A 26,616-nucleotide genomic window follows, 5' to 3' on the forward strand; every position below is an offset into this window, starting at 1 on the left:
AGCCGGGTGATGCTCCTGGTGACGATCGTTGCCGTAGCCGGTACGTGCGGCTGCGGCTGGCACGGCCTGAACTCGCTGTCGCTGCCCGGCACGCAGGGTGACGGCCCGGGATCCTTCGCGATCCAGGCGCAGATGCCCGAAGTCAACAACATCCAACCCAACTCCCGGGTTCGCGTCGCCGACGTGACGGTTGGGCACGTGACGAAAATCGAGCGCCAGGGCTGGCACGCATTGGTGACCATGCGGCTCAACGGTGACGTCGCCCTGCCCGCCAACGCAACCGCCAAAATCGGCACGACCAGCCTGCTGGGCTCCTACCACATTGAGCTGGGACCACCGGCGGGCGAAGCGCCGCAAGGCAAGCTGCGTGAGGGCTCACTCATCCCGCTGTCCCGCGCCGGCGCCTACCCGAATACCGAACAGACGCTGGCGGCGCTGTCGTTGGTGCTCAACGGCGGTGGACTGGGCCAGATCCAGGACATCACCGAGGCGTTCAGCACCGCGTTCCGGGGCCGCGAGCAAGATCTGCGGAGCCTGATCGGGCAACTCGACAAATTCACCGCATACCTCAACGACCAGTCCGGTGACATCATCGCGGCCACCGACAGCTTGAACCGCCTGGCCGGAAAGTTCGCCGAACAGCAACCTGTCCTGGATCGAGCCCTGACGACAGTCCCTGAGGCGCTCGCAGTGCTCAACAGCGAGCGGGACAACCTGGTAGAGGCAGCCGACCGGCTGAGCAAATTCAGCGCCCTGACCGTCGATTCGGTCAACAGGACCAAAGCGAACCTGGTCAAGGAACTGAAAGAGTTGGGGCCCGTACTTGAGTCGCTCGCCAACGCCGGTCCGAGCATGACACGCGCATTAAGCCTGCTTGCCACCTTCCCGTTTCCGAACGAAACCTTCCAGAATTTTCAACGGGGCGATTACGCCAACCTGACGGGGATCATCGACCTCACGCTCAGCCGAATCGACCAGGGACTATTCACCGGCACCCGGTGGGAGTGCCATCTGACCGAGCTGGAGCTGCAGTGGGGACGCACTATCGGCCAGTACCCCAGTCCGTGCACGGCCGGGTTCCGGAACACCCCGGGTAATCCGCTGACCATCCCGTACCACTGGGACCAGGGGTCGTAGATGCTACACCGACGCGTCAAAATACAGCTGGCCCTCTTCAGCGTGATCGCGCTGGTCGCGATGGCGGTGATGGCCCTGCACTTCGTGAAACTGCCGGCCATGCTGGTCGGCGTCGGCCGCTACACCGTGAAGGTGGAGTTGCCGGAAGCCGCCGGGCTGTACAGCACCGGCAATGTCACCTATCGCGGCTCGGAAGTGGGCCGGGTGCAGTCCGTGGGTCTGACCGACAATGGCGTCGAGGCGGTGCTGTCCCTGAAATCCGGCATCGACATCCCGTCGGATCTCAAAGCCGAGGTGCACAGCCAATCCGCGGTCGGCGAAACCTACATCGAGTTGTTGCCCCGCAACGGCACCTCGCCGCCGCTGAAAGACGGCGACGTGATCCGGCGGTCCGACACCTCCGTGCCGCCTAACATCAACGCCCTGCTCAGTGCCGCCAATACCGCTTTGCAGGCAATACCTCACGACAACCTGCAGACCGTCATCAACGAGTCGTACACCGCGGTGGGTGGGCTTGGCCCCGAACTTTCCCGCCTGATCATGGGCTCGTCCAACCTGGCGATCGACGCACGCAAGAATCTCGACCCGCTGGTCGCGCTGATCGACCAAGCGCAGCCGGTGCTCGACTCACAGACCCACACGTCGGATGCGATTGCCGGGTGGGCAGCACACCTGGCCACCGTGACCTCGGAATTACAGACCCACGACGCGGCGGTCGCGGGCACCATTGACCAGGGCGGCCCGGCATTCGGGGAACTGCGTCAACTGTTCGAGCGGGTGCAACCCACCTTGCCCATCCTGCTGGCCAATCTCGTCAGCGTCGGACAGGTCGCGGTCACTTATCAAAACGACTTGGAACAGCTGCTGGTCATATTCCCCGAGTCCATCGCCGCCGAACAGGCCGGCATCCTCGCCAACGTCAACACCAAGCAGCCGTACCACGGCCAGTACCTGAGCTTCAACCTCAACCTCAACCTGCCCCCGCCGTGCACTACCGGATTTTTGCCGGCCCAGCAGCAGCGGGTCCCCACCTACGAGGACTACCCGCAGCGAGCCCCGGGCGACCTGTATTGCAGGGTTCCGCAGGACTCGCCTCTCAACGTGCGCGGTGCCCGCAACGCACCCTGTGAAACCGTGCCCGGTAAGCGGGCACCGACCGTCAAGCTGTGCGAAAGCAACGAACAGTACGTCCCGCTCAACGACGGCTGGAACTGGAAAGGCGACCCCAACGCCACCCTCTCGGGTCAGGGCATCCCGCAGCTGCCACCCGGATCGCCTGCACCGCCGGGCGGGGCTGCGGCTGCAACCGGTCCGGCACCACCCCCGATTGCCGCCGCCCAGTACGACCCGGCTACCGGCACCTACATCGGACCCGACGGGCATCAGTACACCCAGTCCGACCTGGCCCAAACCGCGCCCCAGGACAAGACATGGCAATCGATGCTGCTGCCACCGCAGGGGCCCTGATGGCAACTACCAACAGACGCAGACAAACAGACGCAGGACGCACGATGGACGGAGGACGGTATGACCGTGGTGATTGATCCCGAACTGCCCTTGGACGGCGACGTCAGCGTCGACGTCGAGGACAGCGTCGACGTCGAGGACAGCCCACGCGAGCCCGCTGAAGATGAAGCCGATTGCGCGCCCGTGGCCCGGAGCAGGCAGCCCATGTCCGCGCAGCGGCGCGCAACGCTGTTCGGTTTGACCGCGGTCGTTGCATTGACGTCGCTGGCCGGATGGTTGGGATTCCGGCTCCACCAGTCACACCAGGTGCAGGCCCAGCGGAGTCAGTATCTGCAGGTGGCCAGGCAGGGCGCGTTGAACTTGACGACCATCGACTGGCAGCACGCCGACGCCGATGTGCGCCGCATTCTGGATGGGGCGACCGGGGAGTTCTACAACGACTTCGCCAAGCGGTCGCAGCCGTTTATCGAGGTTCTCCAACAAACCAAGGCGACCACCGTGGGCACGATAAAGGAGGCCGGGCTGGAATCGGAGACAGCCGACGGCGCCCAGGTGCTGGTGGCAGTTGCCGTGCAGACGTCAAATGCGGGCGAAGCCGACCCGGCGCCGCGGGGATGGCGGATGCGGATCTCCGTCCAGAGGGTCGGCGATCAGGTCAAGGTTTCTAACGTCGGGTTCGTGCAATGAGGCGGGTCATGTCACGCCGCTCCGGTAGCCAGAAGGGCGGCGACTCGGAGGCCGAAACAACTGGTGGGTCAGTGCAGACGTTGGCCGTTTCAGATGAGGCCGTTGCGGAGGAGACCGTTGCGGACGAGACCAACGCGATCGACGCCGCGGTAGATGCAGACAAGCCAGACGACGACGGGCGGCCGCCGCGCACGTGGCGTCGCATCAGCTGGTCACGGGCGATCGCTTACGGGGTGCTGCCCGGGGTGGCGCTGTTGCTGGCCCTGGCCGTCGGATTTCTCAAGTTCGAGGATGCGTCGATTCGCGATGACGCCGTAGCTCGCGCGGAATCCGTGCGTGCCGCCACCGACGGCACCATCGCCCTGTTGTCCTACCGGCCCGAGACGGTGCAGACAGACCTTGACGCGGCGCGGGGCCGACTGACTGGCACGTTTCTGCAGGCCTACACGTCGCTGACCCACGACGTGGTGATCCCGGGCGCAAAGCAGAAGCAGATTTCTGCTGTGGCCACCGTCCCGGCTGCCACATCGACGTCGGCAACCGCCGACCACGCCGTTGTCCTGTTGTTCGTGAACCAGACCGTCGTCGTCGGCCAGGACGCGCCCGCCAGCACCGCATCCAGCGTTCGGGTCACCCTGGACAAGGTCGGCGGCCGTTGGCTGATCTCCAAATTCGACCCAGTCTGAGCCGACGATGATCCAGTGCCGACCGCCAAACCGCCGCACCGTTTGCCATTCGTTGGCAGCTGTGTCCCTTACGGGTTTCGTAATGTCAGGTGTCGCTACATTGGCGCCGGCCCCGTACGCTCGCGCCGACGTGACGGCCTACCTGGTCAACGTGACGGTGCGCCCCGGGTATCACTTCGCCAACGCCCATGAGGCCCTGAGCTACGGACATGGCATCTGCGACAAGGTATCTCAGGGCCGCACCTATCCACAGGTGATGGGTGACGTGAAGGCCGATTTCAACACCTCCGACGAATACCAGGCCTCGTATCTGATCAGTCAGGCGGTCAACGAGCTATGCCCTGCGCTGATCTGGCAGTTGCGGAATTCGGCTGCGCACTACCGCCCACCGGCCAGCGCCGGCGGCTGACGGAGCTGATGGAAGGAAAACCGACATGTCACATCGAAAGCTGACCCTGTTGCTCGCTATGGCCCTCGGCACGGTCCCGGTTATGCCCGCCGCGCACGCCGACAACAAGCGGCTCAACGACGGCGTGGTCGCCAATGTTTACACCGTCCAACATCAGGCCGGCTGCGCCAACGACGTCAAGATCAACCCGCAACTGCAACTGGCCGCCCAATGGCACACCCTCGATGTGCTGAACAACCGAAACCTCGACGGGGACATCGGTTCTGACGGATCGACCGCGCAAAGCCGCGCCAGCGCGGCCGGCTACCAGGGGCGAGTGGCCGAAACCGTGGCCATCAATCCCGCTGTGGCGATCAGCGGCGTCGAGCTGATGAACCAGTGGTATTACAACCCCGCCTATTTCGCGATCATGTCCGATTGCGCTAACAACCAAATCGGGGTGTGGTCGGAAAACAGCCTCGATCGCGCCGTCGTGGTGGCCGTTTACGGCCAGTCAGGCAGGCCGGCCCAGAGCATAGCCGTCGGACAGCAAACCGGGACGGCGCCTGTGGTCGTCCTGCCGGAAAATGTTCCGCTCGACCCCAGCCCACAGTATGACGCCACCGACGAGGTCGAATACGCCATCAGCTGGTTCCCCTGGATATTGCGAGGCGTATACCCGCCACCAGGCATGCCGCCGCAATAAAGCCACTGTCGCCCGGCGGGCGGTAGTAAGGTGAACAGCTGCGAAGGCATCTGTGATGGCAATGTTGGCAATGGATCAGACGGATCATCGACCGGATCAGATCCGCCTGCTTCCCGCTGCACGCGGGTGGGCGAAATAGCCGTGGCCAACCCCGACGACACGCAACGCCGGCTCGCCACCGGAGTGGTCGCCGAGCTGGAGGCGGAGGGCTACCACGACGCGGAGCCGGTGGGGCGCGGCGGGTTCGGAGTCGTATATCGCTGCAACGAGCCATCACTCGACCGCGTCGTCGCGATCAAGGTCCTCAGTTCCGATCAGGACGACCTTGACTTGGAACGCTTTGCGCTCGAGCAGCGGGCCATGGGACGAGTCTCGGGCCACCCGAACATCGTGCCGGTGTTCCACAGCGGCCTCACCTTCACCGGGCGTCCGTACATCGTGATGCCCTATCACAGTCGGAACACGCTGGACTCCTGGATCAAGGGTCATGGACCGCTTGCGGTCGGGGAGGCGCTGACGGTAGGGGTGCGGCTTGCGGGCGCTGTGGAAACCGCTCACCGCGCGGGTGTTCTTCATCGGGATATCAAGCCCTCCAACGTCTTGCTCAGCACTTACGGCGAGCCGCAACTCAGCGATTTCGGTATTGCGCGCATCACGGGCGCCAGCGAGACCGCCGCGAACATGCTCGTCGGATCTCCGTCGTACGTAGCGCCGGAGCTGTTCGAGGGCCACGCCGCCTCGATCGCCGCCGACGTCTACAGCCTGGGGGCCACGGTCTTCGCGTTGATTTGTGGAGAACCGCCATTTCCATTTCGGCCGGGCGAGAACATCATTGCGTTTGCCCGTCGGGTGATGGCCGGGCCGATCCCCGATCTCCGCACGAAGGGAGTGCCGGACCCGATCTGCTCGACGTTAGAGCATGGGTTGAACACCGATCCTGCACGCCGTCCCAGCTCCGCGGCAGCATTTGGCGAGGCGCTGCGCGCGGCCGGTGGCCGTGTCGGGCTCAATATTGCCGAGTTGCCGCTGGAACTACCGGCACCGCCCACCGACGGCGATGAGTCATCCCGGCACAGTTCGGTGTCGGGGCCGATCGGGCATTCGGTGCCTCTCGGCCTACGGTCGGACCGGTCCGGCCCCGCCCGGCGAGCGAACTATCCGCCGAGCGCGCCGACCAGATTTCGACCGCCGACCTTCAATCGCCCGACGGTGCGACGGGGCCGAATCCTCGACCAACTCGGCGCCGGCCGAAGGCCGAAGTTGGTCCTCATCCACGCGCCCGCCGGCTACGGCAAAAGTACCCTGGCCGCGCAGTGGGCCGAAGCCCTCACCGGGCAGGGCGTGAAGACGGCTTGGTTGGCGGTCGATACCGACGACAACAACACGGTCTGGTTTATCGCCCACCTGATTGAGGCGATTCGGCGCGCCATGCCAGACCTCGCAGACACGCTCCAGCAAGAGTTCGAGGGGCGGTTGGAAGATACGCAACAGTATGTGCTCAACGCGTTGATCAATTGGCTGCACTCCGACAAACAAACGCTTGCGCTGGTGATCGAGGACTGGCATCGCGTCGACACTGCCGAAACCATGGACGCTCTCGCTTACCTGCTTGAGAATTGTTGCCATCACTTGCATTTGATCGTCACCAGCCGGTCAGGTGCTGGGCTTCCGCTCAGCACGCTGCGGGTTCAGGGCGAGCTCATCGATGTCGATGCGACGCTGCTCAAGTTCGATACAGCAGAATCCCGGGCATTGCTGGTGGATCAGTGCGGTCTGGAAATTTCAGCGGCCGATGTCGCCGGAATCGAGGAATCAACCGACGGGTGGGCGGCCGCCCTGCAACTGGCATCGCTGTCGCTCCGTGACCACGCCGATCCGGCGGCGCTCATCGAGCACCTGTCCGGCCGGGACAAAGCGATAGGCGAGTACTTGGCGTCGAACGTTTTGGGCAGTCTCGAACCGGCGCTACTCGATTTCCTGCTTGCGACGTGCGTGACCAAACAGATCTGTGGCGGGTTGGCCGCCGCGCTCACCGACGACCAACGTAGCCGAAGCATCCTCGAAGACATCGAAAAGCGTGATCTTTTTCTGCGGCGGATCGACGCGGAGGGATCGTGGTTCCAATACCATCACTTGTTCGCCGACTACCTGCTGCACCGCCTCGAGCACGATGCGCCTAATCGCATCCCAGACCTGCATCGCAAAGCGGCGCAATGGTTTTCCGAACATCAGATGCTCAGCCAGGCGATCGATCACCTGCTGCTCGCCGGCGATTCAGCGCAGGCGGTCGACGTCGTGGAGCAGGCGGCTACCGGTCTCAACGAGCAGTCACAGATGAGCATGCTGATCGGGCTTGCGGCAAAGCTGCCGGTGCAACATCTGGATGCGTGCCCGAGGCTGCAGGTCGACCTCGCCTGGGCGAACGTCGTGCTGCACCGCCTCAAGGCGGCCGAAGACGCGCTTCGGTCAGCTGAAATCGGCATTGATACGGCTGCGGCTGACCAAGCCGACGACCTGCACGCCGAGATGGAGTTGATCCGCGCGGTCGTCGCCGATTTCGAGGACCGGATGGACGCCCCCGCGGCCGCCGCTGCCGTTGCGGCTTGTGTCGAGAGGGCGGAAACTCTCCGGCCCTGGGTCCTCTGCCGCGCTGCGGATGTCGCCTCATCGCGCGCGATTCAGGTTTTCGACTTCGATGACGCGCTGCGCTGGCAGCGGTGGGGACGCCAGTACCACCGGCAGATCTCCGGGGCACTGAGCGCCAGCTACGGATACTGTTTCGCGGCGATCGCCGCGAACGAGCAACTCGACGTCGCCGGTGCCGAAGCGCACCTGCGGCATGCAAGGCGGATCGCGCAACTGCCCTCCGGACGCCCAACTTATGTCGCCAAGCTCGCCGGATCGCTGCTGGGAGAGCTGCTCTACGAACGTGGCCAGCTCGAAGAGGCCGAGGCGTTGCTCGACAACGCCTACGAACTCGGCGCCGAAGGCGGACTCGTCGTGTTTATGTTCGCGGCATTCGGAACCGGGGCACGCCTGAAGTTTGCCGGTGGTGACACAGTGGCCGCCGACCGCCGGCTTGCCGAGGGTCTCGAGATCGCCAGGCAACTGCGACTGCCGCGACTCGAGGCACGCCTGGTGACTGAACAAGTCCGCCTCGCCGCGTTGTCGAGCAGGCCGATCGACGAGTCGCTCGCGCGGCGAATCCTAGGCGAGGGACCACAAGATCTCGATGGAATCGGCAATACCACAGCCGAATTCAAGGAGGATGCCCAGATCAGACTGCTCCTCGTGCAGGGGCAGTCGTCAACGATCAACGCCGCCTGCAAGCGAGCGGGCGCTCGTCGTGACCGCCTCGACCAACGCAAGCGCCCGCGTGCCCACCTTCAGGCCACGCTCCAGTACGGGCTGTGCCTCGCCGTCGCCGGCAATAGCGACGAGGCGCAGCGCGTCCTGGCGCCGGCTCTGAGAACCTGTGCGGCGCTTGGGCTTAGCCGTTTGCTGATCGACGAGGGATCCCCGATGCTCCGCCTGGCGGCCGATACCGTGGCGACAGACGAGTTCACCGCAGCCGACCCGACGACGTCGGCGAATGTTCGCGAGTTCGTGTTGAGTCTGGCTGCGGCGTCGACGGTGTAGACCGGCCGCGACGACTCCTCCGAAGCGAAAAGCCCAGGCCCATTCGCCGACGGTTTCCAGTCACGTTTGGTGAGTGCTCAATTCGTCTGTCCGAGAACGCTTGTCGAGGTACCGCTCACGCGTGACGAGATACACGGGGAACGCCATTGACACGCCGATGTAAGACAATGCCACGAATATCCAGCCCCATTTGTACCCGAGTCCGATCCGCTTGCTGTCGAACACGACCCACACCATGAACACGAGCCAGGCGATAGCCATGTCGATACTGAGGAATGCGGCCGTGCCTCCAGGTTTCATCGCATCGCCGAAGAATTCGACCGGGTTGAGGATGTTCCCACCGGCGGCCATCCACCGAAATGCGTGCGGCCAGGTCAACACCAGCGCCACGGCGCCGGCGAGGATGAAGAACGCGTGGCGAATAGTGGTGGACGTGGTGCCGGAAGGGGGCGCAGACATTGGATGATTCCTTGAGTTGACGACAAGGGGTGTGGTTATAGCTGAGGTCTCACGCTCACGACGCAACGCTGGCCTTGCGGGAAGCGGGCAGCGCACGATCCTCAGCATCGGCTGACCGCTGCGGCAGGAAGGACGCGGCCGCTCGCACCAGGACAACCGCAAAGCCGATGCTCAACAACGTCGCCGCCGTGACCACTGCGGTCGAGGTGTGCTCGAGATGCACGGCGATGATGGTGGGCCAGCCCGCGCCGAAGTTGGCGCCGAAAAACGTGCACGGAAACAGCACGAACAAACCCAGTAGTTGCCAGTGGCCCGTACTGCGGGCACGAAGCTGCGCCGCCGCCACCGCGAAGCAGACCACCTGAGCGGTCTCGAGCACACCAATCACCAAAGGGTACTGGAAGATCCGGAACACGTGTGGCCCCCAGTAGCTGTAGAGGCCGCCGTTGATGCCGACCATCTCGAAGGCGGCCGATTCAAGCAGCGTGATGCCGGCACACACGGACAGCGCGCGGCGGGTCATCGTTCCCTGGCCGATTCGGCGAGCGATGTAGATCGCGGGAGCGGCATACAGCACCACATAGCCGCTGTGCGTCCAGATTGGCTGCGGGATTTGGAACGCGGTGAAATGCGTCCACATGCCGGGTGTCGAGTAGAAGTACAGCATCATCGCCACGTCATAGAGCGGCTCGGCGAATGCGCCGACCCCGGCAGCCAACACCACCAGGGCATAGAACGGGGTTCGCTCACGCATTCCCAGCCAGATCGCGATCGCCAGGAGAGCCGCGGTCAGTGCCCAACTGATGTCGGTCAGTATCGCCTGCATGGTCAAATTCAGTTCGTGATCAATTGGTGGCATGGTGTTAGTATAAACGTCGATCTTTAATATGGTTAGTCCAAAATTTTGACTGATGCGCGGGCGGTCTGTGCGGCTCCGGACGTCATCGTCAAGAGCCGCGGCCCATCGGCCGACAAGAAGGGAATGTGCGGACATGCGCGCAACGCAGCGTGAGATCTTTGCCCCGGATCTCTTGTCGGACAAGCGGATCCTGATCACCGGCGGCGGAACCGGTCTCGGCCGCGGCGTGGCAGCACGGCTGGTCAAACACGGCGCCGAAGTTCACCTGTGGGGCCGGCGCGAAGCCGTGCTGGCCGAGGCTGCCCAGGAAGCTTCGGCGGGGGGAGCCGGAGCGGCGTACTACCAGACCGTCGATGTTCGTAATTCGGCTGCGGTCGACCGGGCAATCGAAGAGATCTGGGTTCGGCACGGGCCGGTGACCAGTCTGCTCAACAACGCGGCCGCGAACTTCATCGCGCCCACGGCAAGCCTGAGCCAGCGGGCCTTCGAGGCGGTGACGTCGACCGTGATGACCGGTTCGTTCAACACCACTATCGCTCTGGGTAAGCGCTGGATTGCGGAAGGGTTCCCCGGCACGGTGCTGTCAAACCTCACCACCTGGGTGTGGAGCGGTTCGGCGTTCGTGGTCCCGTCGGCCATGGCCAAGGCGGCGGTGCACGCGATGACGATGTCGCTGGCGGTCGAGTGGGGTCGGTATGGCATCAGGGTGAATGCGCTTGCACCCGGGCCGATTCCGACCGACTACGCTTGGGAGATGCTCAATCCGACCGACAAGAGCTCGGTCGGAGCAACGCAGGTGGACCAGATCCCGTTCGGTCGCTCCGGAACGATCGACGAACTGGCCAACCTGACCATCTTCGCGTTCTCGGACGCTTGCGACTACTTGACCGGCGAGACGATTGCGATGGACGGTGGCCAGCGACTGGCCGGGCCGAATACCTTCGCCGGCCTCACCGCGATGACCGATGAAGACTGGGCCGACGCCCGCGAGCGCAGCAAGGCCGCCTCCGCTGCCGCCAAGGCACAGCGGTCTGTGTGACTGGCTTGAACCCGCGCCTACTTCTTGATCGGCGACAGCAACTCGTAGGTGACGCCGAGCGCCCGATACGTCGGCTCGGCGCGCCTGTCGCACGTTATGAGCGGTAACTTATGCTGGCGGGCGGCCGCGCCGACCAGACCGTCGTAGAGTGCGCCACCGGCCAAGCCCGCTTCGGCAAACTCATGTAACAAGTTCCTCGTGTCGGTGGCCGACAAGAAGCGGGAATCCGGAAAATTCGTCACCTCCAGGCGGAATGCCGCAGCTGGACGAAGGCGCTGTGGCGGCGGCAACCGCGTGAGGACCGACAACAGCTCCACCGCAGCATGCCCAGACATCCCCCGACGGCACTGCAAGAGCCTGGCTCTCGCTGCCCGATGAAATGGGTTCTCGCGCTGCGCCAGTGCGAGCGCCGCACTGGTGTCAACAAGCACATGTTCAGCGTTGGTCGCCAAGCCGCAACTCCCTGACCGCGTCGTCGTCGAGCGCCGGCCCACCGCTGGGCAGCAAAAGGAGCCCGTCCGCTTCGACGAGTTCGTCGGCGGTTACGCTCTCGATCCGGATAGCAGCCCCGTCGACCGAGATCTCCACGTCCCCGGCGGTTATGCCCGACTGGTCACGGAGCGACTTTGGAATTACCAAGCGTCCAGCCTTATCAATGGTAGTGCGCATACCACGACGATACCATGATCATGGTACGAGGGAAGGTTTGAACATTTGGAGGGCGCTCAACGGCGCGCTGTGTGGGCGATGTGGATCAGGGGAGTGTGGAGCCTTCCGACACCAGCCGTTCGCCCGCAGCCAGGAACGAACTCACCAAACCAGGATCGGCGTAGTACGGGTCGCCTACCCCATCTTCGAACCGCCTTCGGCTGTACTCGTACAGCGCAGCGAGCTTGTACATCGCCAGCGTCGCATACCAATTCACGCCTGAGACGTCGGCCCCGGTGCGGTCGGCGTAGCGGTCGAGCAACTCTGCGCGGGTGGGGTAGCCGGGCTCGAGCACTGCGGTGCCCATCACAGATGTCGGAACCAGCGGCTCACCCGGCGCGGGATATGAGGTAAGCAGATAACCGACGTCGGCCAGCGGGTCGCCTATGGTGGCGAGCTCCCAGTCCAGCACCGCGGCAATGTGCCCGGTGTTCATGTCGACGATCATGTTGCCGATACGAAAGTCGTTGTGGACGACCGACGTTGCGGATTCCGGTGGCACGTGTGCCTGCAGCCAGTCGTCCAGCGCGGCGAAAGCCTTTGGCACGGTGCCGTCAACCGCGACCAGCGACCGCATCCGCCGCAGCTGGCGAGTGTTGAACCCGTCGGGCTTGCCGAAATCACCGAGCCCTATGTCCAGCCACGACACGTTGTGCAGCGCGGCGAGACTGTCCACCAACGATTCCCCGATGCGCCGGCGCAGCAGTTTGTCATTGCTCGCCGCCGGCGTTGACTCGGTGATGACGGACCCTTCGACGAAATCCATGACGACAAAGGGGACGTCGAGCAGCTCGCCTGCGGCCACGGTGGCCAGGACGCGGGGAGCCGGAACGGGCGTGTCTGACAGCGCCGCCAATAGTCGTGCCTCCCGCAGCACGTCATGGGCACCCGGTGGCAGCGGCGGCGGCGGTGGGCGGCGAACGACAACCCGCGACGTGCCATCGGAAACCAGGAATGTCAGATTGGAGTGGCCGTCGCCGATCGCTTGCGCGGTTACCGTGTGGCCGCACAGTCCGTGGTCGGCCAGGAAGCGCCCCAGTCGCTGCAGTTCGGCCTCAGACCATGACCACATCACGTGTCCAATGCGGCCACATAGTCCAGATAGCTTCCCTGCCAATGTGTCTCGAACTGGCCGGCGCCCTGTTCGCCGTCGATGACGGCGCGGCAGGCGCCCTCCCTGATCACGGTCTGCAGCCGGTCATGGGTGGGTAGCTCGATCACCCCGAAGACGTCGAGCTCCAGCTCGGTTTCGGCACCGCTGGTGTCGGTCAGCGTCGCATGCAGTCGGCGCTGGCGCATCTGTTCACCGTATTCGGCGCGGTGGGCGATGTGACGGACCGGGTAGGTCACCCCGTCGCGGACGACGTAACCGGCAAAACCCCATTCGCCCTTGGCGATCCAGATCCATCCATTGATTGCCCGGCCCGATTCGGTATAGGCGACGAACCATTTCCAATGGTGTGGCACGCCCCAGTCGCGGACTCCCCAGGAATGATCGCGATGCCCCATTCGGTCCCACTCAATCCGGCGCCCCGCGACTTCGAGCCCACCTCGCACCCGTCCGGTCTGCTCGATCCGGTTAACCGCGAACCATGAGGGCAGGCCGTCGGGATTTTCGTGGTAGCTGAAGGCGTCGTGGATGCCGGTGAAGTCGAAATCGATTCGCACATCGTCGTGGTCGTAGGTCAGATGGCAGGTCTTACGTAGTTGCGGCTGCCTCAGTGTCAGCCCGCCGAAGGAGAATTCATCGAGGTCGGCGTGTTCGGGTATCCGGCCCTGGTGCAGATGCAGGGCGAGCGGTCGAGAATCCGGTCCCCATATGCACACGTTGTAGCCGGCCTTTCCGCTGCCGGTGAGGTAGAGGTAAACCTGCATGCCGAGTTCTTCCTCCGGCATGATCAGCTCCCAGAACAGGCTGTCGCGCGTGCGTTCCCCGGCCACCGGTCGATGGCGGAGGTCGTCGGCCGGGCCGAGTCCGGTGTGCGAATGCCCGGTGGCCGTCACGGCCCCTCGCCCGTCAGCTTGCTGGCGATCGCCGGCACCTGCATCACCAGCGCCTGTCCGCGGTTGTCCACCTCCAGCGCGGACCGGAAGGAATTGTTCTCCAGGTTGCGGACCAACGCGTTCTTCGTGGACCGCACGGTGTCATCGGAGTGTTCCGCGATGGTCTCGGCCACCTCGAGCGCCGCGTCGAGCGCGGTCCCGGTGTCGGTCAGCCGGTCGGCAAGCCCGATCCGGAATGCTTCGGCGGCGCGCACCGTGCGTCCGGTGAATGCCAGCTCCGAGGCCCGGCCAGAGCCGAGCAACCGCACCAGGTTCCATGACGTACCGAGCTCACCGATGGACAAACCGACCCGCACGAACCCGGCGCTGAAACTGGCGGTGTGGTCGGCGATCCGGATGTCGGCGGCCAGCGCCAATGACAGACCACCACCGGCCGCCGGACCGCTCACCGCGGCGATCACCGGGTACGGCAGCGCACGCAGCCCGGTGGACCCGGATGCCGCGGTTTCGATCAGATCGGTGAACTCCGACACCGACATCCGGGTCAAGACGTCGACCTCTTCCAGGTCGAAGCCGGTGCAGAACGCCTTGCCGCCCGCCCCCGTGACGATCAACGCCCGCAGCGGCGCATGTCGCAATGTGACAGTGGCCCAGGCGATTTCACCGAACATCTCGATGGTCTGCGAATTCGCACGATCTGGACGGTTCACCGACATCACCACGATGCCGGGACGGCATTCGTCGAAGGCCAGGGTGCGGGCGGTGCGCAGCTCGTCGAGCACATCGGCCAGCGGGCGCCGCGACACCCGATTCCAGTGCGTGGTGGCGGTGCTCATGCTCACCGCCCGGCGAAGTTCGGTGCGCGCTTGGCTTTGAAGGCTTCCAGGGCCTCGGTCATGTCGTCACAGCGCGTCAGCAATGCCTGCCCGCGGTTTTCCAGCTCCAACGCGGCCGCGAAGGAGGCAACCTCCATGTTGGCCTGCAAAGCCCGTTTGGACACCCGGATGCCGCCGGGGGAGTTGGCGCAGATCTGGCCCGCCATGGCCAGCGTTTGATCGAGCAGGTCGTCGGAACCCGTCACCCGGTTGAGCAGGCCCAGCCGTTCCGCCTCTTTGGCATCGACCACGCGGCCGGTGAATCCGATCTCGGCGGCCGCCGACGGACCGATCAGGCGGGGCAGCAACCACGAGGTACCCAGATCGCCCGCCGAGAGCCCGATCCGGACAAATGCGGCATTGAACTTCGCCGCCGGTGATCCGAGCCGGATGTCGGCCATCAGGGTCAGCGACATGCCGCCGCCGGCTGCCGGGCCATTGACCGCGGCGATCACCGGAACCGGGATGCCCCGCACGGCTGCGAGCGCGCGGGCGGCCCGCTCCTGGCGGTCGAGCATGCCCAGGGCGCCCAGCGACGGCAGCTCTTCGGCTTCGTGGAGGTCGTACCCGGCGCAGAACGCCCGACCCGCACCCGTCAGGATCACCACCCGCACGTCACGGTCGTCTGAGATCGCGCGCGCGACCGATTCCAGTTCGTCGAACATGGTCACCGTCATCGCGTTGTAGCGGTCGGGCCGGTTCAGTGTCAGCTGGACGACGCCGGCCGCGGGTTGCTCGAGAAGCAACGTCTCATAACGCCGTTGGAGATCGATCATCGGAGTTCTTTCTGATCAGACGAATTCGGGAGAGCGCTTGTCGATAAACGCGCGCAGCCCTTCGGCCGCCTCGCCGCGCTCGAACAACTCGTTGACTTGTTCGGCCTCATAGCGCAGCCCCTCGGAAAGCGGTCGGTCATACGCCGCGTCCACCGTCCGGACGACCGCGCGCTGCGCGGGCGACGAGGCGGCACACAACTCGCGGGCCAATTCCCGCGCGGTGTCCAGAGCTGTCCCGGCGGGCACCAGGCGGTCGACAAGGCCGATGCGGAGCGCTTCCTCGGCGTCCACCTCCCGGCCGGTGAGCATGATGTCCAGCGACCGTCCGCGGCCGACCAGCCGGGGCAGCCGCTGCGTGCCGCCGGCCCCGGGAATGAGGCCGAGCTTGACCTCGGGCAGACCGAGTCGCGCAGACGAACCGGCGACACGCAATGAGCACGCCATCGCCAGTTCAAGTCCGCCGCCCAGGGCGAGCCCGTCGACGGCGGCCACCGACACCGCCGGGTGGTTGGCCAGGCGTTCGACGGCTCCACGCAGGGCATCCCCGTAGGCGCCGAACGATGCCGCGTCCACCGTCGACATGTGCTTGATGTCGGCGCCGGCGGCGAAGAAGCCAGGCAACGCCGAGGACACCACGATGACCTTCGCGGGCAACGCGTCGGCGGCATCGAGTCCTTTGTGCAGCCCCTCGATGATCGCCGGTCCCAATGCGTTTGCCGGCGGGCGGTTGAGCTTGATTTCGACCACCGCTCCCGCAATGTGCAGGCTTACCGGTGAACCGTTGTCGGACAGCATCGTTGATGTACCTCCTGGATTTCTGTGCGGGCGGCCGGACCGTCAGGCCATGGTGAGGCCACCGCTGACCGACAGCGTCTGACCGGTGATGTATTCGGCGGCGTCGGAGGCGAAAAAGGCGACCGCGGCGGCGATGTCCGACGGCTGCGCCAGCCGCTTCATCGGCACCGAGCGGGTCATCCCGCCGATGACCTTGTCGGCGTCCTGCCCGGAGGTATCGGCGAACTTGCGCAGCGCCGGCGTGTCGGTCGGGCCGGGGCAGACGGTGTTCACCGTCACCCCTTTGGTCGCCACCTCGCGTGCCAGTGTCTTGGTGAACGCGATGATGCCGCCCTTGGCCCCGGAATACACTGCCTCCAGCGATGATCCGACGCGGCCGGCGTCCGAACCGATGTTGATCACCCGTCCGAATCCGCGCTCCACCATGCCGGGGACGACGGTGTGCATAACGCGCAGCTGGCCCTTGAAGTTGATCTCGAGGATCTTGTCCCAGAAGTCCTCTGAGGTTTTCAGGAACGGCATGAAGTCGTCCCAGCCGGCGTTGTTCACCACGACTTCGATGTCGCCGAGCTCGGCAGCGACGGTTCTGACGGCGTCGTGCACCGACGCGGTGTCGGTGACGTCCACGCGGACGGCGATCGCTTCGCCGCCGGCTTCTGCAATGCGCTTGGCTGTGGCTTCGGCCGCCTCCAGATTGAGGTCGGCGACGGCGACCCGAAATCCATTGGCTGCAAGAGTTTCCGAGATACCCTGGCCGATGCCTTGGGCTCCACCGGTGACGAACGCGACGCGGTTGCTCATGTGTTCTCTCCTTTGAGACGAGTGATGGGAGGGTCTAGCGGCAGGACGGAGCGTCCGGGTTCGGCGCCCAGTCGATCGGACCGGCGACGATCGAGTGACTGGTCAGTTTGCGGCCGAGCACGTTCTGGGCCGCGCGGGCGGCGTCGATCATCGCGGGAAGCGACACCCCGGTGGACACACCCATCTCCTCGAACATGCTGATCAGATCTTCGGATGCGATATTTCCGGTCGAACCGGCCGGCACCGGGCAGCCACCGAGTTCACCGAAGCTGGATTCGAAGCTGGTGCAGCCAACCTGCAAGGCGGCGTATGCGTTGGCCAAGCCCTGGCCGCGGGTGTTGTGGAAGTGGGCGGTGACCTCGACACCGGGGAGTCGCTCGATGGCAGCGGCGAAGAACTCACCGACATAGGCGGGGTTAGCCATTCCGGTGGTGTCGCCGAAGCCGATCTCGGTGGCGCCCGCGGCGGCGAACTGTTCGGCTATGTCGAGCACCCGCTGCAGGGGCACCTTACCCTCGAATGGACAACCGTAGGACGTGGCGATGACGGCAGCGCAGCGCAGGTCTTCGGCAACGATGCGCTTGGCGATGATCTCGTTGTCGGCCATCGACTCGGCGATGGTCCGGTTCACGTTCTTCTTGTTGTGTGTCTCTGATGCACTGACGAAAATCGCCACTTCGGAGAATGTTTCGCGTACCTTCAGCGCATTGTCCAGTCCCTTGCTGTTGGGCACCAGGACCATCAGCGAGACGTAATCGGGCACTTGGATGCCACGTAACACCGCGACGCCGTCCGACAGCTGCGGGATGACGTCGGGTCGCACGAAGCTGGCGACCTCGATGCGGCGCAGCCCGGTGTGGGCCAGTCGGTTGATCAGGTCGATCTTGTCGTCGGTGGCGATGGTTTCTGGTTCGTTCTGGAAGCCGTCGCGCGGACCTACCTCGCGGATTTCGACGTGGGCGGGCAACTTCACAGTAGCGTCCTTTCCTGGTCGAGCTGGTTACGGAACTCGGGTGCGGCGATTGCGGTCAGCCTGCGTGCGCGCTCCCCGAGACTGCAGCCGCGCAGGTGCGCCGTGCCGTATTCGGTGACGACCGTGTCGACGTCTGAGCGCCCGGTGGTGACCACGCCGCCTTCGAGCGTGGTCTTGATGGTGGAGGCGCCGCGCGAGGTTGCCCGGACCGCGATGATGGATCGCTTGCCGGTCAAAGCGGCGGCCCTGGTGAAATCCACCTGGCCGCCGACTGCGCCGACGTATACGCCGCGGCTGACCTCGGCGCCGATCTGGCCACTGAGGTCGACCTCGACGGCGAAGTTGACCGACACCAGCGAATGCAGTCGTGAAAGCACCTGTGGCGCATGGGTATAGCTGGTGGGAAGGAAACGCACGGGCAGGTCGGTCACCCGCCGGTACAGTCCTGCCGATCCCAGCGCGGTCCCGACGACAGCCAGGTAAGTGTCGATCTCTTTACGGGCGCCGGTAGCCACACCCTTGTCGATCAGCCTGAGCAGGCCGTCGGTGATCATCCCGGTGTGCACGCCCAGGTCCTCGTGGCCCATGAGGGCGTCGATCACCGCGGATCCCAACGACCCGACGCCCAGTTGAATGGTGTCTCCGTCGTCGATGAGTTCAGCGATCCGGGCGGCGATCACACGGTCGGCCTCGTTGGGGGCTCGTACCGTATCCTCGGGCAGCGCGCGGTCGGTGGAGATGGTGGCGGCGAACCGCTCGACAGGTATCCGCGGGGTTCCCAGGGTGGCCGGCATCTGCGCGTTGATCTCTGCGATCAGCACCGGCGTGTGGGGAATGGCGTCGGCGACATAGTCGACGCCGACACCGAGAGAGCACATCCCGTCGGCGTCGGGCGGTGACACCTGCACCAGACCGACATCGCAGGGCAGCAGGTGTTCGGCGAACATGCGTGGCAGCGCCGAGTAGTGGCATGGCACCACATCGAGGCGCCCCGACCTGCTGAGCTCTCGCAGCTCACCAAGCCCGCCGTAGGAGACCATCGACACCGCATCGGGCATGCTCACGGCGAGTTGGTCGTTCCAGCTCAACCCGGTGAAAACTCGAAACGGGCCGATTTGCCCGCTCTGCTCGATCAACGCATCGACCAGGGGACGTGGCTCCGCGGCAGCCTGACCCCACCAGACGCCGGCGCCAGCCGTCAGATACTCGCGGAAATCGATCACGCGGGTACCCGCTGGATGAGCGTTCCGGTCCCCAGACCGCCGCCGCAGCACATCGTCACCAGGCCGAGGTCGGCCTCGCGGCGCTCGAGTTCAGCGACAAGGGTGGCGATGAGCCTGGCCCCGGTCGCGCCGACGGCGTGACCGAGCGCGATGGCGCCACCGTTGACGTTCACCCGTTCGACATCGGGGCGCAGCTCGCGTTGCCAGGCCAGCACCACCGAGGAGAACGCCTCGTTGACTTCGAACAGATCGATGTCGTCGATGTTGAGATGGTTGCGCTGCAACAACTTCCGCGTCGCTGGGATCGGCCCGGTCAGCATGATGATCGGATCGACACCGACGGTGGTCTGGTCGACGATGCGGGCACGCGGGCGCAACCCGAGCCGACGGGCGGCGTCCCCGGAGCACAGCAGCACCGCGGCCGCGCCATCGCTGATCGGCGACGACGACCCGGCGGTGATGCGTCCACCGCCCTTGCGGAACGCCGGCTTGAGGTTGGCCAGCGTCTCCACCGTGGTCTCCGCGCGTACGCATTGGTCTGCATAACGGACCTGGCCGTCGAGGGTCATCGGCACCATCTCGGCGACGAACCGGCCGTCGGCGATGGCCTTGGCGGCGTTCTGGTGGGAACGCGCGGCGAAGGCGTCCATCTCCTCGCGGCCCAACTGCCAGCGGTCGGCGATCAGCTCGGCGCTTTCACCCTGGTGCACAAAGGCGTAGCGGTCGCGCAACTCGGCTGTCCAGGGATCGCCGTAGAGTTCGGAGATCTTGCCGGGAGAGTCGATGGGGACGTGGCCCATGTGCTCGACGCCACCGGCTATCACAATGTCGTGAGTGCCGGAGGCCACCAGCGCCGCCCCCATTTCCACCGCGGTCTGCGCCGAGCCGCAGCGCCGGTCGAGCGTGGTGGCCGGGACTTCGGGCGGATACCCGGCCTGCAGCCAGGCGTTGCGTCCGATGTTGCGTGACTGCTCACCAAACGGGGCGGTGCAACCGATCACCAGGTCTTCGACCAGTTCCGGCTCGACCCCGCTGCGCGCGATCAGCTCGGTGTAGCAGGCGGCCAGCATCGCGTTGGGGTGGATGTCGCGGTACCAGCCACGTTCGGGATGTGACTTGCCGGTGGGTGTGCGTACGGCTTCGGCGATGTAGACCTCGCGGCCTGTCGAGGCGAACGGCCCCGTCACGGTGTGGCTCATCAGATCACCGTCCCGCCGTCGACCGGCAGCACCTGTCCGGTGATGTAGGACCCGGCGTCCGAGGCAAGGAAGACGAACGTCGGTGCGATCTCGTCCGGGAAGGCCCAGCGCCCCAGCGGGATTCGGGCCAGAGTCTTGGCGGCCAGCTTCTCGTTGCTGCGGATGTTCGCCGTCATGGCGGTGGCCGCGAGCGGCGCGACAGCGTTGACCGTGATGGATTGGCGCGCCAGTTCGCGGGCCAGCGACTTCGTCAGGCCGATGATGCCTGCCTTGGCGGCCCCGTAGTTGGCCTGGCCGATCGTCCCGGTGATGCCTGCCGCGGAGGTGACGTTGATGATGCGCCCGGTGCCGTCTGTCGGTAAGCGCTTGAGCGCCGCCTGACTGCACACGAAGCTGCCCACCAGGTGGATGTCGACGATGCGGCGGAAGTTCTCCTCCGAGAGGTCGGCAAACATCGCCGGCGCGATGGCCCCGGCGTTGTTGACCAGGATGTGCAGTGCACCCCCGCCAAGCTCCGCCCCCGCCGCGGCGGCTTCGATCGCTGCCGTCGAGTCGCGTACGTCGAGAACGAACGGCTGTGCGGTACCGCCGGCCGCGGTGATCGAGTCCGCGGCTGCCACCGCGGCGTCCTTGTCGATATCGGTCACCAGCACCGCAGCCCCAGCCGCGGCGAAGGCACGGGCGATCGCCTCGCCGACGCCACTGCCCGCACCGGTCACCAGCGCCGAGCGCCCGTCGAGCCGGAAGACGTCACGCTGTTGGCTCATCAGTAGCTCCTCGGCAGGCCGAGCACGTGCTCACCCAGGTAGTTGAGCACCATCTCCTGACTGATCGGAGCGATACGGGTCAGCCGCGCCTCGCGGAAGTATCGCGCCACGTGATACTCCTCGGAGTACCCCATCCCGCCGTGTGTCTGCAGTGCGCGGTCGGCGGCATCGAAAGCCGCGTCGGCGCACAGGTACTTGGCCGTATTGGCCTCGCGCGCACAGGGTTTCCCTTGATCGTAGAGCCAGGTGGCCTTGCGCAGCATCAGCTCCGCGGCGTCCAGCCTGGCCAACGAGTCGGCCAGGGGAAACTGCAGTCCCTGGTTCATTCCGATCGGCCGGCCGAACACTTCGCGCTCGTTGCCGTACCGCACCGCCGCGCGCAGGGCGGCGCGCCCCATGCCCAGCGCCTCGGCGGCGATCAGACAGCGTTCCGGGTTCAGCCCGTCAATGATGTAGCGGAAACCTTGGCCTTCCTCACCGACGCGGTCCTCGACGGGAATCTCGAGGCCGTCGATGAACAGCTCGTTCGAGCTGACCGCGTTGCGGCCCATCTTGGGGATGGGGCGGATGTCGACCTTGTTGCGATCCAGGTCGGTCAGGAACAAGGTCATTCCATCGGTCTTGCGCGCGGCGTCCTCGAACTTCGTGGTGCGGGTCAGCAGCAGCACCTTCTCCGATTCCAGCGCCTTGGAGATCCACACCTTGCGACCGCTGACGACGTAGTGATCGCCCTCGCGCCGGGCAAAAGTGGTGATCTTGGTGGTGTCCAGACCCGCACCCGGCTCGGTAACTCCGAAACACACATGGAGATCCCCGGTCACGATGCGCGGCAGTGTGCGCGACTTCAGTTCTTCGGAGCCATGCACGATCACGGGATGCATTCCGAAGATCGACATGTGAATCGAGCTTGCGCCGTTCATGCCGGCTCCGCTGGCCGCGACTTCCTCGAGCAGGATGGATGCCTCGGTGATGCCGAACCCGTGACCCCCGTATTCCTCCGGCGTGGTGATGCCGAGCCAGCCGCCCTCGGCGAACGTGTCGTAGAACTCGGTTGGAAACTCGTGCTGTTGATCCTTGGTCATCCAGTACTGGTCGTCGAACTTGCCCGCAAGTTCGGCAACTGCAGCGCGGATCGTCTGCTGATCGTCGCTCAACTGGAAGTCCACAACGTGCTCCGCTCGAACCGTCGGAAGTAATTGGTCTAAGCGCCAATCATACTAATGGACAGACCAAAAAGGAAGGCGGGTCGGTGAGGTGGTGGTCACCTTCGGGCGGTCAGGCGAGGGCGGGCAGGAGTGGTAGCGCGGCAGCGATGCGCTCGTTCCAGGCCGCCGGTGTGCCGAACAGCACACGGTCGAGTTTGGCCCGCTTGTAGAACAGCTGCAGATCGTGCTCCCAGGTGTAGCCGATCGCGCCATGAAGGGTAAGCGCGCTGTCGGCCAGTTCGGCGCTGCCGCGGGTGACTTGGGCCTTGGCGACCGCCGCGTGGGTCGCGCGCTCAGGCAGACCTTCCTCTGCCGACTGAGCCGCGTAGCACACGATGGACATGGCGGACTCAACTGTGACCAGCATCTGGGCGGCGGCGTGTTTGACCGCTTGGAATGCACCGATCGGCTGACCGAACTGCTTACGCTGCTTGCTGTATTCGACCGCCAGTTCGAGCATGCGTTCAGCTGCACCCAAGGCGTCGGCTGCAACTAAAACGGCTGCCCGGGAGGCAATTTCACTGAGCGTCGGGGCAGTGTCGATCTCGAGCCGGCGTGCCGTGACGTCGTCGAGGGCGACATCGCCGACATCGCGCGAGCGGTCCAGCAGCGAGCGCGGCTGAATGCCGACACCTGCCTCTGCCGTGTCCACCAGCCACAGTGACACGGCGTCGCCGTCGGGAACGGGGACCAGCAATCGCCGTGAGTGAGCGGCGCCCAGAACACACGGTATCCGTCCGTGAAGTCGACCGGCTGAGCTCTGCACGGAGGGGATTGCCGCGGGGATGCGGTCCGCTCGGACCGCCAAGGCGACAAAGTCACCGGATTCCGAACCTGGGCAACAGGTTTCGCGCATTATCGCCGGCTCCCCCGCCAGCGCCGGAGCGGCGATCGCCGACTGCAGCCAGGCGCCCGATGGCGCTGCCGCGCGGCCCAGCTCCCGCGCCGTCAGAGCAAGTTCCAGCAGGCCGCCACCTTGGCCGCCGACCTCCTCGGCAAATCCCACGCCGGCCCAGCCTTCGCCGACGAACAAGCGCTCGAAGCTGAACAGGTCCCCGGCATCCAACCAACCCCGAACGGTCGCCGAGCCGGCGCGTTCACCCAACCACTCGCGCAGCGAGGTCGTGAACAGCGTCTGCTCTTCGGAGAGCTCCCATCGCATCAGTGTTCTCCTGCCTGGCTGCCGGGTACCGGTGAACCCTTAACGGTTCAATGAAAGAAATGGTATCTTAGGTCTGACCATAAACATAAGGGGCGTGTAATGGAAGCAGCGGACGCTTCGAGCACACCCTCGCGATCCCGGGTCAGGCTCAGTCCCGTCGAAGTCCCGAAGGCGTCTGATGTGCTTGCCGGCCAGCTTCGTGAGCGGATCCTCAATGGCGAACTCGCGGAAGGCACCCCACTGCCGGCGGAACGTGAGCTGGTTAAACAGACGCAGATGAGTCGTGCCACGGTGCGGGAAGCGCTGCGCATCCTCGAGGTGCAGAACCTCGTGAGGGTCAAAGCCGGACGTGCCGGTGGTGCTTTCGTACAGCGTCCCACGACGAAGTCAATGGCCAACTCGGTGAGCATGCTCATCCGGGGCAGGCACATCAAACTCGCCGACCTGATGGAGACCAGGGAGGCCGTGGAGCCGTTCTGCGCCGAGCTGGCCGCCGGTAACCGCACCGACGAGGACCTGACCAAATTGGACCGGGCCAACGAAGCGATCGCCGACCTAACGGCCGATCTCGATCAGTTTCTGCAGTCGAACCTCGATTGGCATGTGGGCGTTGCAATGGCCAGTCACAACGAACTGCTGATCGGCTTCATGATGGCGCTTTCGCAGGCGATCTATGCGGGCACCAGGAATGCGGCCTTTGTGGACAACGAGGTTCGCGCTGTCACCGGCCACGCACACCGCGCAATCACCACGGCGATCCGGCAACGCGACGCCACGGCCGCCGGACGTCGCATGCGCCGGCATGTGCACAGTTATGCCGGCGCACTGGCCCAATCCGACGGGCGCGAGGCGGTCGTCGTCGGCGACGCCGCCGTGGGGGAGTAACCGTAGCCGGGGCGATCCCTGCTGGATCAACTGCCGTCGGTAGCCGCCACAGTTTCACGAATCTCGGGCTCCACGCGTGTGCGCTTGAGCTCCTTCAGCATGTACAAGGTGGTCAAGGTGAGGTACGCACCCCAGATGCCGACCGGTAGGTAGAAGGCGAGCAGTCCGTGGTATGCGAACGGCCCACTCTTGAAAAACGCCGGGCCCGCCGCGAAGAAAATTGTGGCGGCACCGGCGAACGTCAGCCAGGTGAGCCACCGCGGGATCATCGGTTCGGGCCGGTCGTCCATCAGTTCCACCACGCCCGTCGCGACCATCTCGATCGTCAAGTAGATCCAGCCGAGCAGGAAGGCGAACCATGCCCAGTCGCTGAAGGCCTGGATGACGTCGGCCCCGCTGTCTTTTCGATATGCCGACACGATCCACGCGCACGCATTGAAGAACACGATCAATGAGATGAAGACTCCGCACACCGCCGTGGTGAGCGACCACAGCGGCCACCGTCCCTCGATCTTCGCCAGCATGATGCCGAACGCGATCGAACCGGGCGTAAGGATTCCGGCGGCGATGTAGAAAAGCGAGCAGCCGACGAGCACACCCGACTGATGCGTTTCGGTGAACCACACCTTGGTTGCGTCGAGGCCGAGGTCCGCCCGCGCGGGCGCCCAGAAGTGAGCGATGCCAAGCCAGCCGACGGCGGTCAGCGCGACGAAGATCATGTTGCACCAAAGCCCGATCTTCTGCGAGCCAAGGCGTTCCGTTTCTTGCATGTTCAGCCTCTCGGATCCCAGATCAGGCATGCGGTGAGAAATCATATCAATGGTCTGACCATAATACCATGGGTCAAGTGGCGCTGTTCTCACGGGCGGGCCGCACCGGGGCCGCGCCCAGGAGGAGATGGCGAAATTGCCCCATTCGGGGGAAGCCTGCGCCGGCCGCATCGGTGAGGATGGCCCTGACATGGTCATGTCTGCGAAGTCACGAGCGTCGTAGCGGAAATGAAGGCGAACATGGACAGACCCGCTCAGCGCCAACCCCGCGTCGTCGTCCTCGGCGGGGGCTCCTGGGGCACCACTATCGCGTCCATCTGCGCGCGTCGCGGGCCCACCTTGCAGTGGGTGCGGTCGGAGGTGACGGCCAAAGACATCAACGAGAACCACCGCAACAGCCGCTATCTCGGCAAGGACGTCGCGCTGAGCAGCACGTTGCGCGCCACAACGGACTTCGTGGAGGCGGCCGATCTCGCCGACGTCGTCGTCATGGGTGTGCCGTCGCACGGCTTCCGCAAGGTGCTTGCAGAGCTGGCCGGTCAGCTGCGCCCATGGGTGCCGGTGGTGTCGCTGGTCAAGGGTCTCGAGCAGGGCACCAACAAGCGGATGAGCCAGATCGTCGACGAAATACTGCCCGGACATCCGGCCGGCATCCTGGCCGGGCCGAACATCGCCCGCGAGGTGGCCGAGGGTTATGCCGCGGCGGCCGTGCTGGCAATGCCTGACCAGCATCTGGCCGCCAATCTTGCAGAGCTGTTCCGCACCAGGAGATTTCGGACATACACCACCGACGATGTCGTTGGCGTCGAAATGGCGGGCGCGCTGAAGAACGTCTACGCCATCGCCGTCGGCATGGGCTACTCGCTCGGGATCGGGGAAAATACCCGCGCGATGGTGATGACTCGGGCGGTGCGCGAGATGTCCAAGATGGGCGAGGCGGCCGGCGGGCACCGCGACACCTTCGCCGGGCTGGCCGGTATCGGCGATCTCATCGTCACCTGCACCAGCCAGCGCAGCCGCAACCGCCATGTCGGCGAGCAGCTCGGCGCGGGCACGCCGATCGACGAAATCATCGCGTCGATGAATCAAGTCGCTGAGGGCGTGAAGGCTGCGAGCGTCATAATGGATTTCGCCGAGAAATATGGCCTTACCATGCCGATCGCTCGCGAAGTCGACGCCGTCATCAATCACGGCGCAACACCCGAAGGCGCATACCGCGGCCTCGGGGCCGAGCAACCCGGCCACGAAGTCCACGGGGCGGGTTTCTAGCATTCACGTTCTTTTCGCCGGCGGCGGCAGGTCTTTCAGTGCCCCGAAATGGAGAGCAAAAGGTGCTCTTTCGGGGGAAGCCACCGACCGTCGCAGCGGTGACGATGTTGGTATCTACAGAAGTCACCAGTGGAATC

General features: G+C 65.0%; 27 protein-coding genes. 10 read left to right on the forward strand and 17 right to left on the reverse strand.

Features of this window, described 5'->3' with window-relative positions; all coding sequences use genetic code 11:
• Positions 1–9: 9 nt before the first annotated feature.
• From C0J29_RS31010 to C0J29_RS31040, 7 genes are all read left to right on the forward strand, one after another.
• Positions 10–1,137 carry a virulence factor Mce family protein gene (locus C0J29_RS31010; RefSeq protein WP_120795094.1) on the forward strand — a complete coding sequence of 376 codons (1,128 nt, stop codon included), beginning with the start codon at positions 10–12 and terminating at the stop codon, positions 1,135–1,137.
• Positions 1,138–2,604, forward strand: a complete 1,467-nt coding sequence (locus C0J29_RS31015) for an MCE family protein (protein ID WP_084023492.1) — start codon at positions 1,138–1,140, stop codon at positions 2,602–2,604. It begins immediately after the preceding gene.
• Positions 2,605–2,664: 60 nt separating this feature from the next.
• Positions 2,665–3,291, forward strand: a complete 627-nt coding sequence (locus tag C0J29_RS31020) for a mammalian cell entry protein (RefSeq protein ID WP_084023493.1) — start codon at positions 2,665–2,667, stop codon at positions 3,289–3,291.
• An 8-nt stretch (positions 3,292–3,299) separates the two neighbouring features.
• A complete protein-coding gene (locus tag C0J29_RS31025) occupies positions 3,300–3,977 on the forward strand; it encodes a hypothetical protein (RefSeq protein ID WP_242460697.1) in 678 nt (225 codons plus the stop codon).
• An 82-nt stretch (positions 3,978–4,059) separates the two neighbouring features.
• On the forward strand, positions 4,060–4,386 hold the full coding sequence (locus C0J29_RS31030) for a DUF732 domain-containing protein (protein ID WP_236725543.1): 327 nt from the start codon (positions 4,060–4,062) through the stop codon (positions 4,384–4,386).
• A gap of 25 nt (positions 4,387–4,411) precedes the next feature.
• On the forward strand, positions 4,412–5,071 hold the full coding sequence (locus tag C0J29_RS31035) for a CAP domain-containing protein (protein ID WP_084023495.1): 660 nt from the start codon (positions 4,412–4,414) through the stop codon (positions 5,069–5,071).
• Positions 5,072–5,212: 141 nt separating this feature from the next.
• On the forward strand, positions 5,213–8,710 hold the full coding sequence (locus C0J29_RS31040) for a serine/threonine-protein kinase (protein WP_084023531.1): 3,498 nt from the start codon (positions 5,213–5,215) through the stop codon (positions 8,708–8,710).
• 60 nt (positions 8,711–8,770) lie between these two features.
• Here C0J29_RS31040 and C0J29_RS31045 read toward each other — a convergent pair whose 3' ends face one another.
• A complete protein-coding gene (locus tag C0J29_RS31045; protein ID WP_084023496.1) occupies positions 8,771–9,169 on the reverse strand; it encodes a DUF2834 domain-containing protein in 399 nt (132 codons plus the stop codon).
• A gap of 55 nt (positions 9,170–9,224) precedes the next feature.
• The gene (locus tag C0J29_RS31050) at positions 9,225–10,028 is read right to left on the reverse strand and encodes a hypothetical protein (RefSeq protein WP_084023497.1); all 804 of its coding nucleotides are present in this window, start codon (positions 10,026–10,028) and stop codon (positions 9,225–9,227) included.
• Between the two features lie 133 nt (positions 10,029–10,161).
• Between C0J29_RS31050 and C0J29_RS31055 the strand changes: the two genes are divergently transcribed.
• Positions 10,162–11,067 (forward strand): SDR family oxidoreductase, encoded by a 906-nt coding sequence (locus C0J29_RS31055; protein WP_120795096.1) that lies wholly within the window; start codon positions 10,162–10,164, stop codon positions 11,065–11,067.
• Between the two features lie 17 nt (positions 11,068–11,084).
• Here C0J29_RS31055 and C0J29_RS31060 read toward each other — a convergent pair whose 3' ends face one another.
• The 14 genes from C0J29_RS31060 to C0J29_RS31125 all read right to left on the reverse strand — a co-directional run bounded on the left by C0J29_RS31060 (position 11,085) and on the right by C0J29_RS31125 (position 23,555).
• Positions 11,085–11,519, reverse strand: a complete 435-nt coding sequence (locus tag C0J29_RS31060) for a type II toxin-antitoxin system VapC family toxin (RefSeq protein WP_084023499.1) — start codon at positions 11,517–11,519, stop codon at positions 11,085–11,087.
• Positions 11,503–11,736, reverse strand: a complete 234-nt coding sequence (locus C0J29_RS31065; RefSeq protein WP_084023500.1) for an AbrB/MazE/SpoVT family DNA-binding domain-containing protein — start codon at positions 11,734–11,736, stop codon at positions 11,503–11,505. The genes C0J29_RS31060 and C0J29_RS31065 overlap by 17 nt, the downstream gene beginning before the upstream one ends.
• Positions 11,737–11,821: 85 nt before the next feature.
• Positions 11,822–12,847: a phosphotransferase family protein gene (locus tag C0J29_RS31070; RefSeq protein ID WP_120795097.1), complete on the reverse strand. Its 1,026-nt coding sequence runs from the start codon at positions 12,845–12,847 to the stop codon at positions 11,822–11,824.
• Positions 12,847–13,779 (reverse strand): DUF7064 domain-containing protein, encoded by a 933-nt coding sequence (locus C0J29_RS31075; RefSeq protein ID WP_084023502.1) that lies wholly within the window; start codon positions 13,777–13,779, stop codon positions 12,847–12,849. The genes C0J29_RS31070 and C0J29_RS31075 overlap by 1 nt, the downstream gene beginning before the upstream one ends.
• A complete protein-coding gene (locus C0J29_RS31080; protein WP_120795098.1) occupies positions 13,776–14,615 on the reverse strand; it encodes an enoyl-CoA hydratase/isomerase family protein in 840 nt (279 codons plus the stop codon). Before C0J29_RS31080 ends, C0J29_RS31075 begins: the two co-directional genes overlap by 4 nt.
• A gap of 2 nt (positions 14,616–14,617) precedes the next feature.
• Complete coding sequence (locus tag C0J29_RS31085; protein WP_084023504.1) at positions 14,618–15,430, reverse strand: enoyl-CoA hydratase/isomerase family protein; 813 nt, start codon at positions 15,428–15,430, stop codon at positions 14,618–14,620.
• Positions 15,431–15,445: 15 nt separating this feature from the next.
• Entirely contained in the window at positions 15,446–16,225 is a 780-nt protein-coding gene (locus C0J29_RS31090) for an enoyl-CoA hydratase/isomerase family protein (RefSeq protein ID WP_084023505.1), read from the reverse strand.
• A 42-nt stretch (positions 16,226–16,267) separates the two neighbouring features.
• On the reverse strand, positions 16,268–17,026 hold the full coding sequence (locus C0J29_RS31095) for an SDR family NAD(P)-dependent oxidoreductase (RefSeq protein WP_084023506.1): 759 nt from the start codon (positions 17,024–17,026) through the stop codon (positions 16,268–16,270).
• 34 nt (positions 17,027–17,060) lie between these two features.
• Positions 17,061–17,999, reverse strand: coding sequence for a hydroxymethylglutaryl-CoA lyase (locus tag C0J29_RS31100; protein WP_084023507.1), 939 nt, complete (start codon positions 17,997–17,999; stop codon positions 17,061–17,063).
• Positions 17,996–19,222, reverse strand: a complete 1,227-nt coding sequence (locus C0J29_RS31105) for an acetyl-CoA hydrolase/transferase family protein (RefSeq protein WP_084023508.1) — start codon at positions 19,220–19,222, stop codon at positions 17,996–17,998. The genes C0J29_RS31100 and C0J29_RS31105 overlap by 4 nt, the downstream gene beginning before the upstream one ends.
• A complete protein-coding gene (locus C0J29_RS31110; protein WP_084023509.1) occupies positions 19,219–20,421 on the reverse strand; it encodes a thiolase family protein in 1,203 nt (400 codons plus the stop codon). The genes C0J29_RS31105 and C0J29_RS31110 overlap by 4 nt, the downstream gene beginning before the upstream one ends.
• Positions 20,421–21,188: an SDR family NAD(P)-dependent oxidoreductase gene (locus tag C0J29_RS31115; protein WP_084023510.1), complete on the reverse strand. Its 768-nt coding sequence runs from the start codon at positions 21,186–21,188 to the stop codon at positions 20,421–20,423. Before C0J29_RS31115 ends, C0J29_RS31110 begins: the two co-directional genes overlap by 1 nt.
• Positions 21,188–22,354: an acyl-CoA dehydrogenase family protein gene (locus tag C0J29_RS31120; protein WP_084023511.1), complete on the reverse strand. Its 1,167-nt coding sequence runs from the start codon at positions 22,352–22,354 to the stop codon at positions 21,188–21,190. Before C0J29_RS31120 ends, C0J29_RS31115 begins: the two co-directional genes overlap by 1 nt.
• Before the next feature lie 109 nt (positions 22,355–22,463).
• Complete coding sequence (locus tag C0J29_RS31125) at positions 22,464–23,555, reverse strand: acyl-CoA dehydrogenase family protein (protein WP_084023512.1); 1,092 nt, start codon at positions 23,553–23,555, stop codon at positions 22,464–22,466.
• 99 nt (positions 23,556–23,654) lie between these two features.
• Between C0J29_RS31125 and C0J29_RS31130 the strand changes: the two genes are divergently transcribed.
• A complete protein-coding gene (locus C0J29_RS31130) occupies positions 23,655–24,440 on the forward strand; it encodes a FadR/GntR family transcriptional regulator (protein ID WP_120795099.1) in 786 nt (261 codons plus the stop codon).
• A 26-nt stretch (positions 24,441–24,466) separates the two neighbouring features.
• Here the strand turns inward: C0J29_RS31130 and C0J29_RS31135 are convergent, their stop codons facing one another.
• Positions 24,467–25,408 (reverse strand): hypothetical protein, encoded by a 942-nt coding sequence (locus tag C0J29_RS31135; protein ID WP_244218050.1) that lies wholly within the window; start codon positions 25,406–25,408, stop codon positions 24,467–24,469.
• Positions 25,409–25,450: 42 nt separating this feature from the next.
• Between C0J29_RS31135 and C0J29_RS31140 the strand changes: the two genes are divergently transcribed.
• Complete coding sequence (locus C0J29_RS31140) at positions 25,451–26,479, forward strand: NAD(P)H-dependent glycerol-3-phosphate dehydrogenase (protein WP_236725544.1); 1,029 nt, start codon at positions 25,451–25,453, stop codon at positions 26,477–26,479.
• Positions 26,480–26,616 lie beyond the last annotated feature (137 nt).

The sequence above is a fragment of the Mycobacterium paragordonae genome, assembly GCF_003614435.1.
Lineage (GTDB): Bacteria > Actinomycetota > Actinomycetes > Mycobacteriales > Mycobacteriaceae > Mycobacterium > Mycobacterium paragordonae.

Coding starts and splice junctions, on each gene's coding strand:
- C0J29_RS31095 (WP_084023506.1), bottom strand. CDS start 17,026: ATGAGCAACCGCGTCGCGTTCGTCACCGGTGGAGCCCAAGGCATCGGC.
- C0J29_RS31140 (WP_236725544.1), top strand. CDS start 25,451: ATGGACAGACCCGCTCAGCGCCAACCCCGCGTCGTCGTCCTCGGCGGG.
- C0J29_RS31050 (WP_084023497.1), bottom strand. CDS start 10,028: ATGCCACCAATTGATCACGAACTGAATTTGACCATGCAGGCGATACTG.
- C0J29_RS31015 (WP_084023492.1), top strand. CDS start 1,138: ATGCTACACCGACGCGTCAAAATACAGCTGGCCCTCTTCAGCGTGATC.
- C0J29_RS31130 (WP_120795099.1), top strand. CDS start 23,655: ATGGAAGCAGCGGACGCTTCGAGCACACCCTCGCGATCCCGGGTCAGG.
- C0J29_RS31020 (WP_084023493.1), top strand. CDS start 2,665: ATGACCGTGGTGATTGATCCCGAACTGCCCTTGGACGGCGACGTCAGC.
- C0J29_RS31125 (WP_084023512.1), bottom strand. CDS start 23,555: ATGCGATGGGAGCTCTCCGAAGAGCAGACGCTGTTCACGACCTCGCTG.
- C0J29_RS31035 (WP_084023495.1), top strand. CDS start 4,412: ATGTCACATCGAAAGCTGACCCTGTTGCTCGCTATGGCCCTCGGCACG.
- C0J29_RS31115 (WP_084023510.1), bottom strand. CDS start 21,188: ATGAGCCAACAGCGTGACGTCTTCCGGCTCGACGGGCGCTCGGCGCTG.
- C0J29_RS31085 (WP_084023504.1), bottom strand. CDS start 15,430: ATGATCGATCTCCAACGGCGTTATGAGACGTTGCTTCTCGAGCAACCC.
- C0J29_RS31030 (WP_236725543.1), top strand. CDS start 4,060: ATGTCAGGTGTCGCTACATTGGCGCCGGCCCCGTACGCTCGCGCCGAC.
- C0J29_RS31065 (WP_084023500.1), bottom strand. CDS start 11,736: ATGCGCACTACCATTGATAAGGCTGGACGCTTGGTAATTCCAAAGTCG.
- C0J29_RS31055 (WP_120795096.1), top strand. CDS start 10,162: ATGCGCGCAACGCAGCGTGAGATCTTTGCCCCGGATCTCTTGTCGGAC.
- C0J29_RS31010 (WP_120795094.1), top strand. CDS start 10: ATGCTCCTGGTGACGATCGTTGCCGTAGCCGGTACGTGCGGCTGCGGC.
- C0J29_RS31025 (WP_242460697.1), top strand. CDS start 3,300: ATGTCACGCCGCTCCGGTAGCCAGAAGGGCGGCGACTCGGAGGCCGAA.
- C0J29_RS31110 (WP_084023509.1), bottom strand. CDS start 20,421: ATGAGCCACACCGTGACGGGGCCGTTCGCCTCGACAGGCCGCGAGGTC.
- C0J29_RS31135 (WP_244218050.1), bottom strand. CDS start 25,408: ATGACCATGTCAGGGCCATCCTCACCGATGCGGCCGGCGCAGGCTTCC.
- C0J29_RS31090 (WP_084023505.1), bottom strand. CDS start 16,225: ATGCTGTCCGACAACGGTTCACCGGTAAGCCTGCACATTGCGGGAGCG.
- C0J29_RS31080 (WP_120795098.1), bottom strand. CDS start 14,615: ATGAGCACCGCCACCACGCACTGGAATCGGGTGTCGCGGCGCCCGCTG.
- C0J29_RS31070 (WP_120795097.1), bottom strand. CDS start 12,847: ATGTGGTCATGGTCTGAGGCCGAACTGCAGCGACTGGGGCGCTTCCTG.
- C0J29_RS31045 (WP_084023496.1), bottom strand. CDS start 9,169: ATGTCTGCGCCCCCTTCCGGCACCACGTCCACCACTATTCGCCACGCG.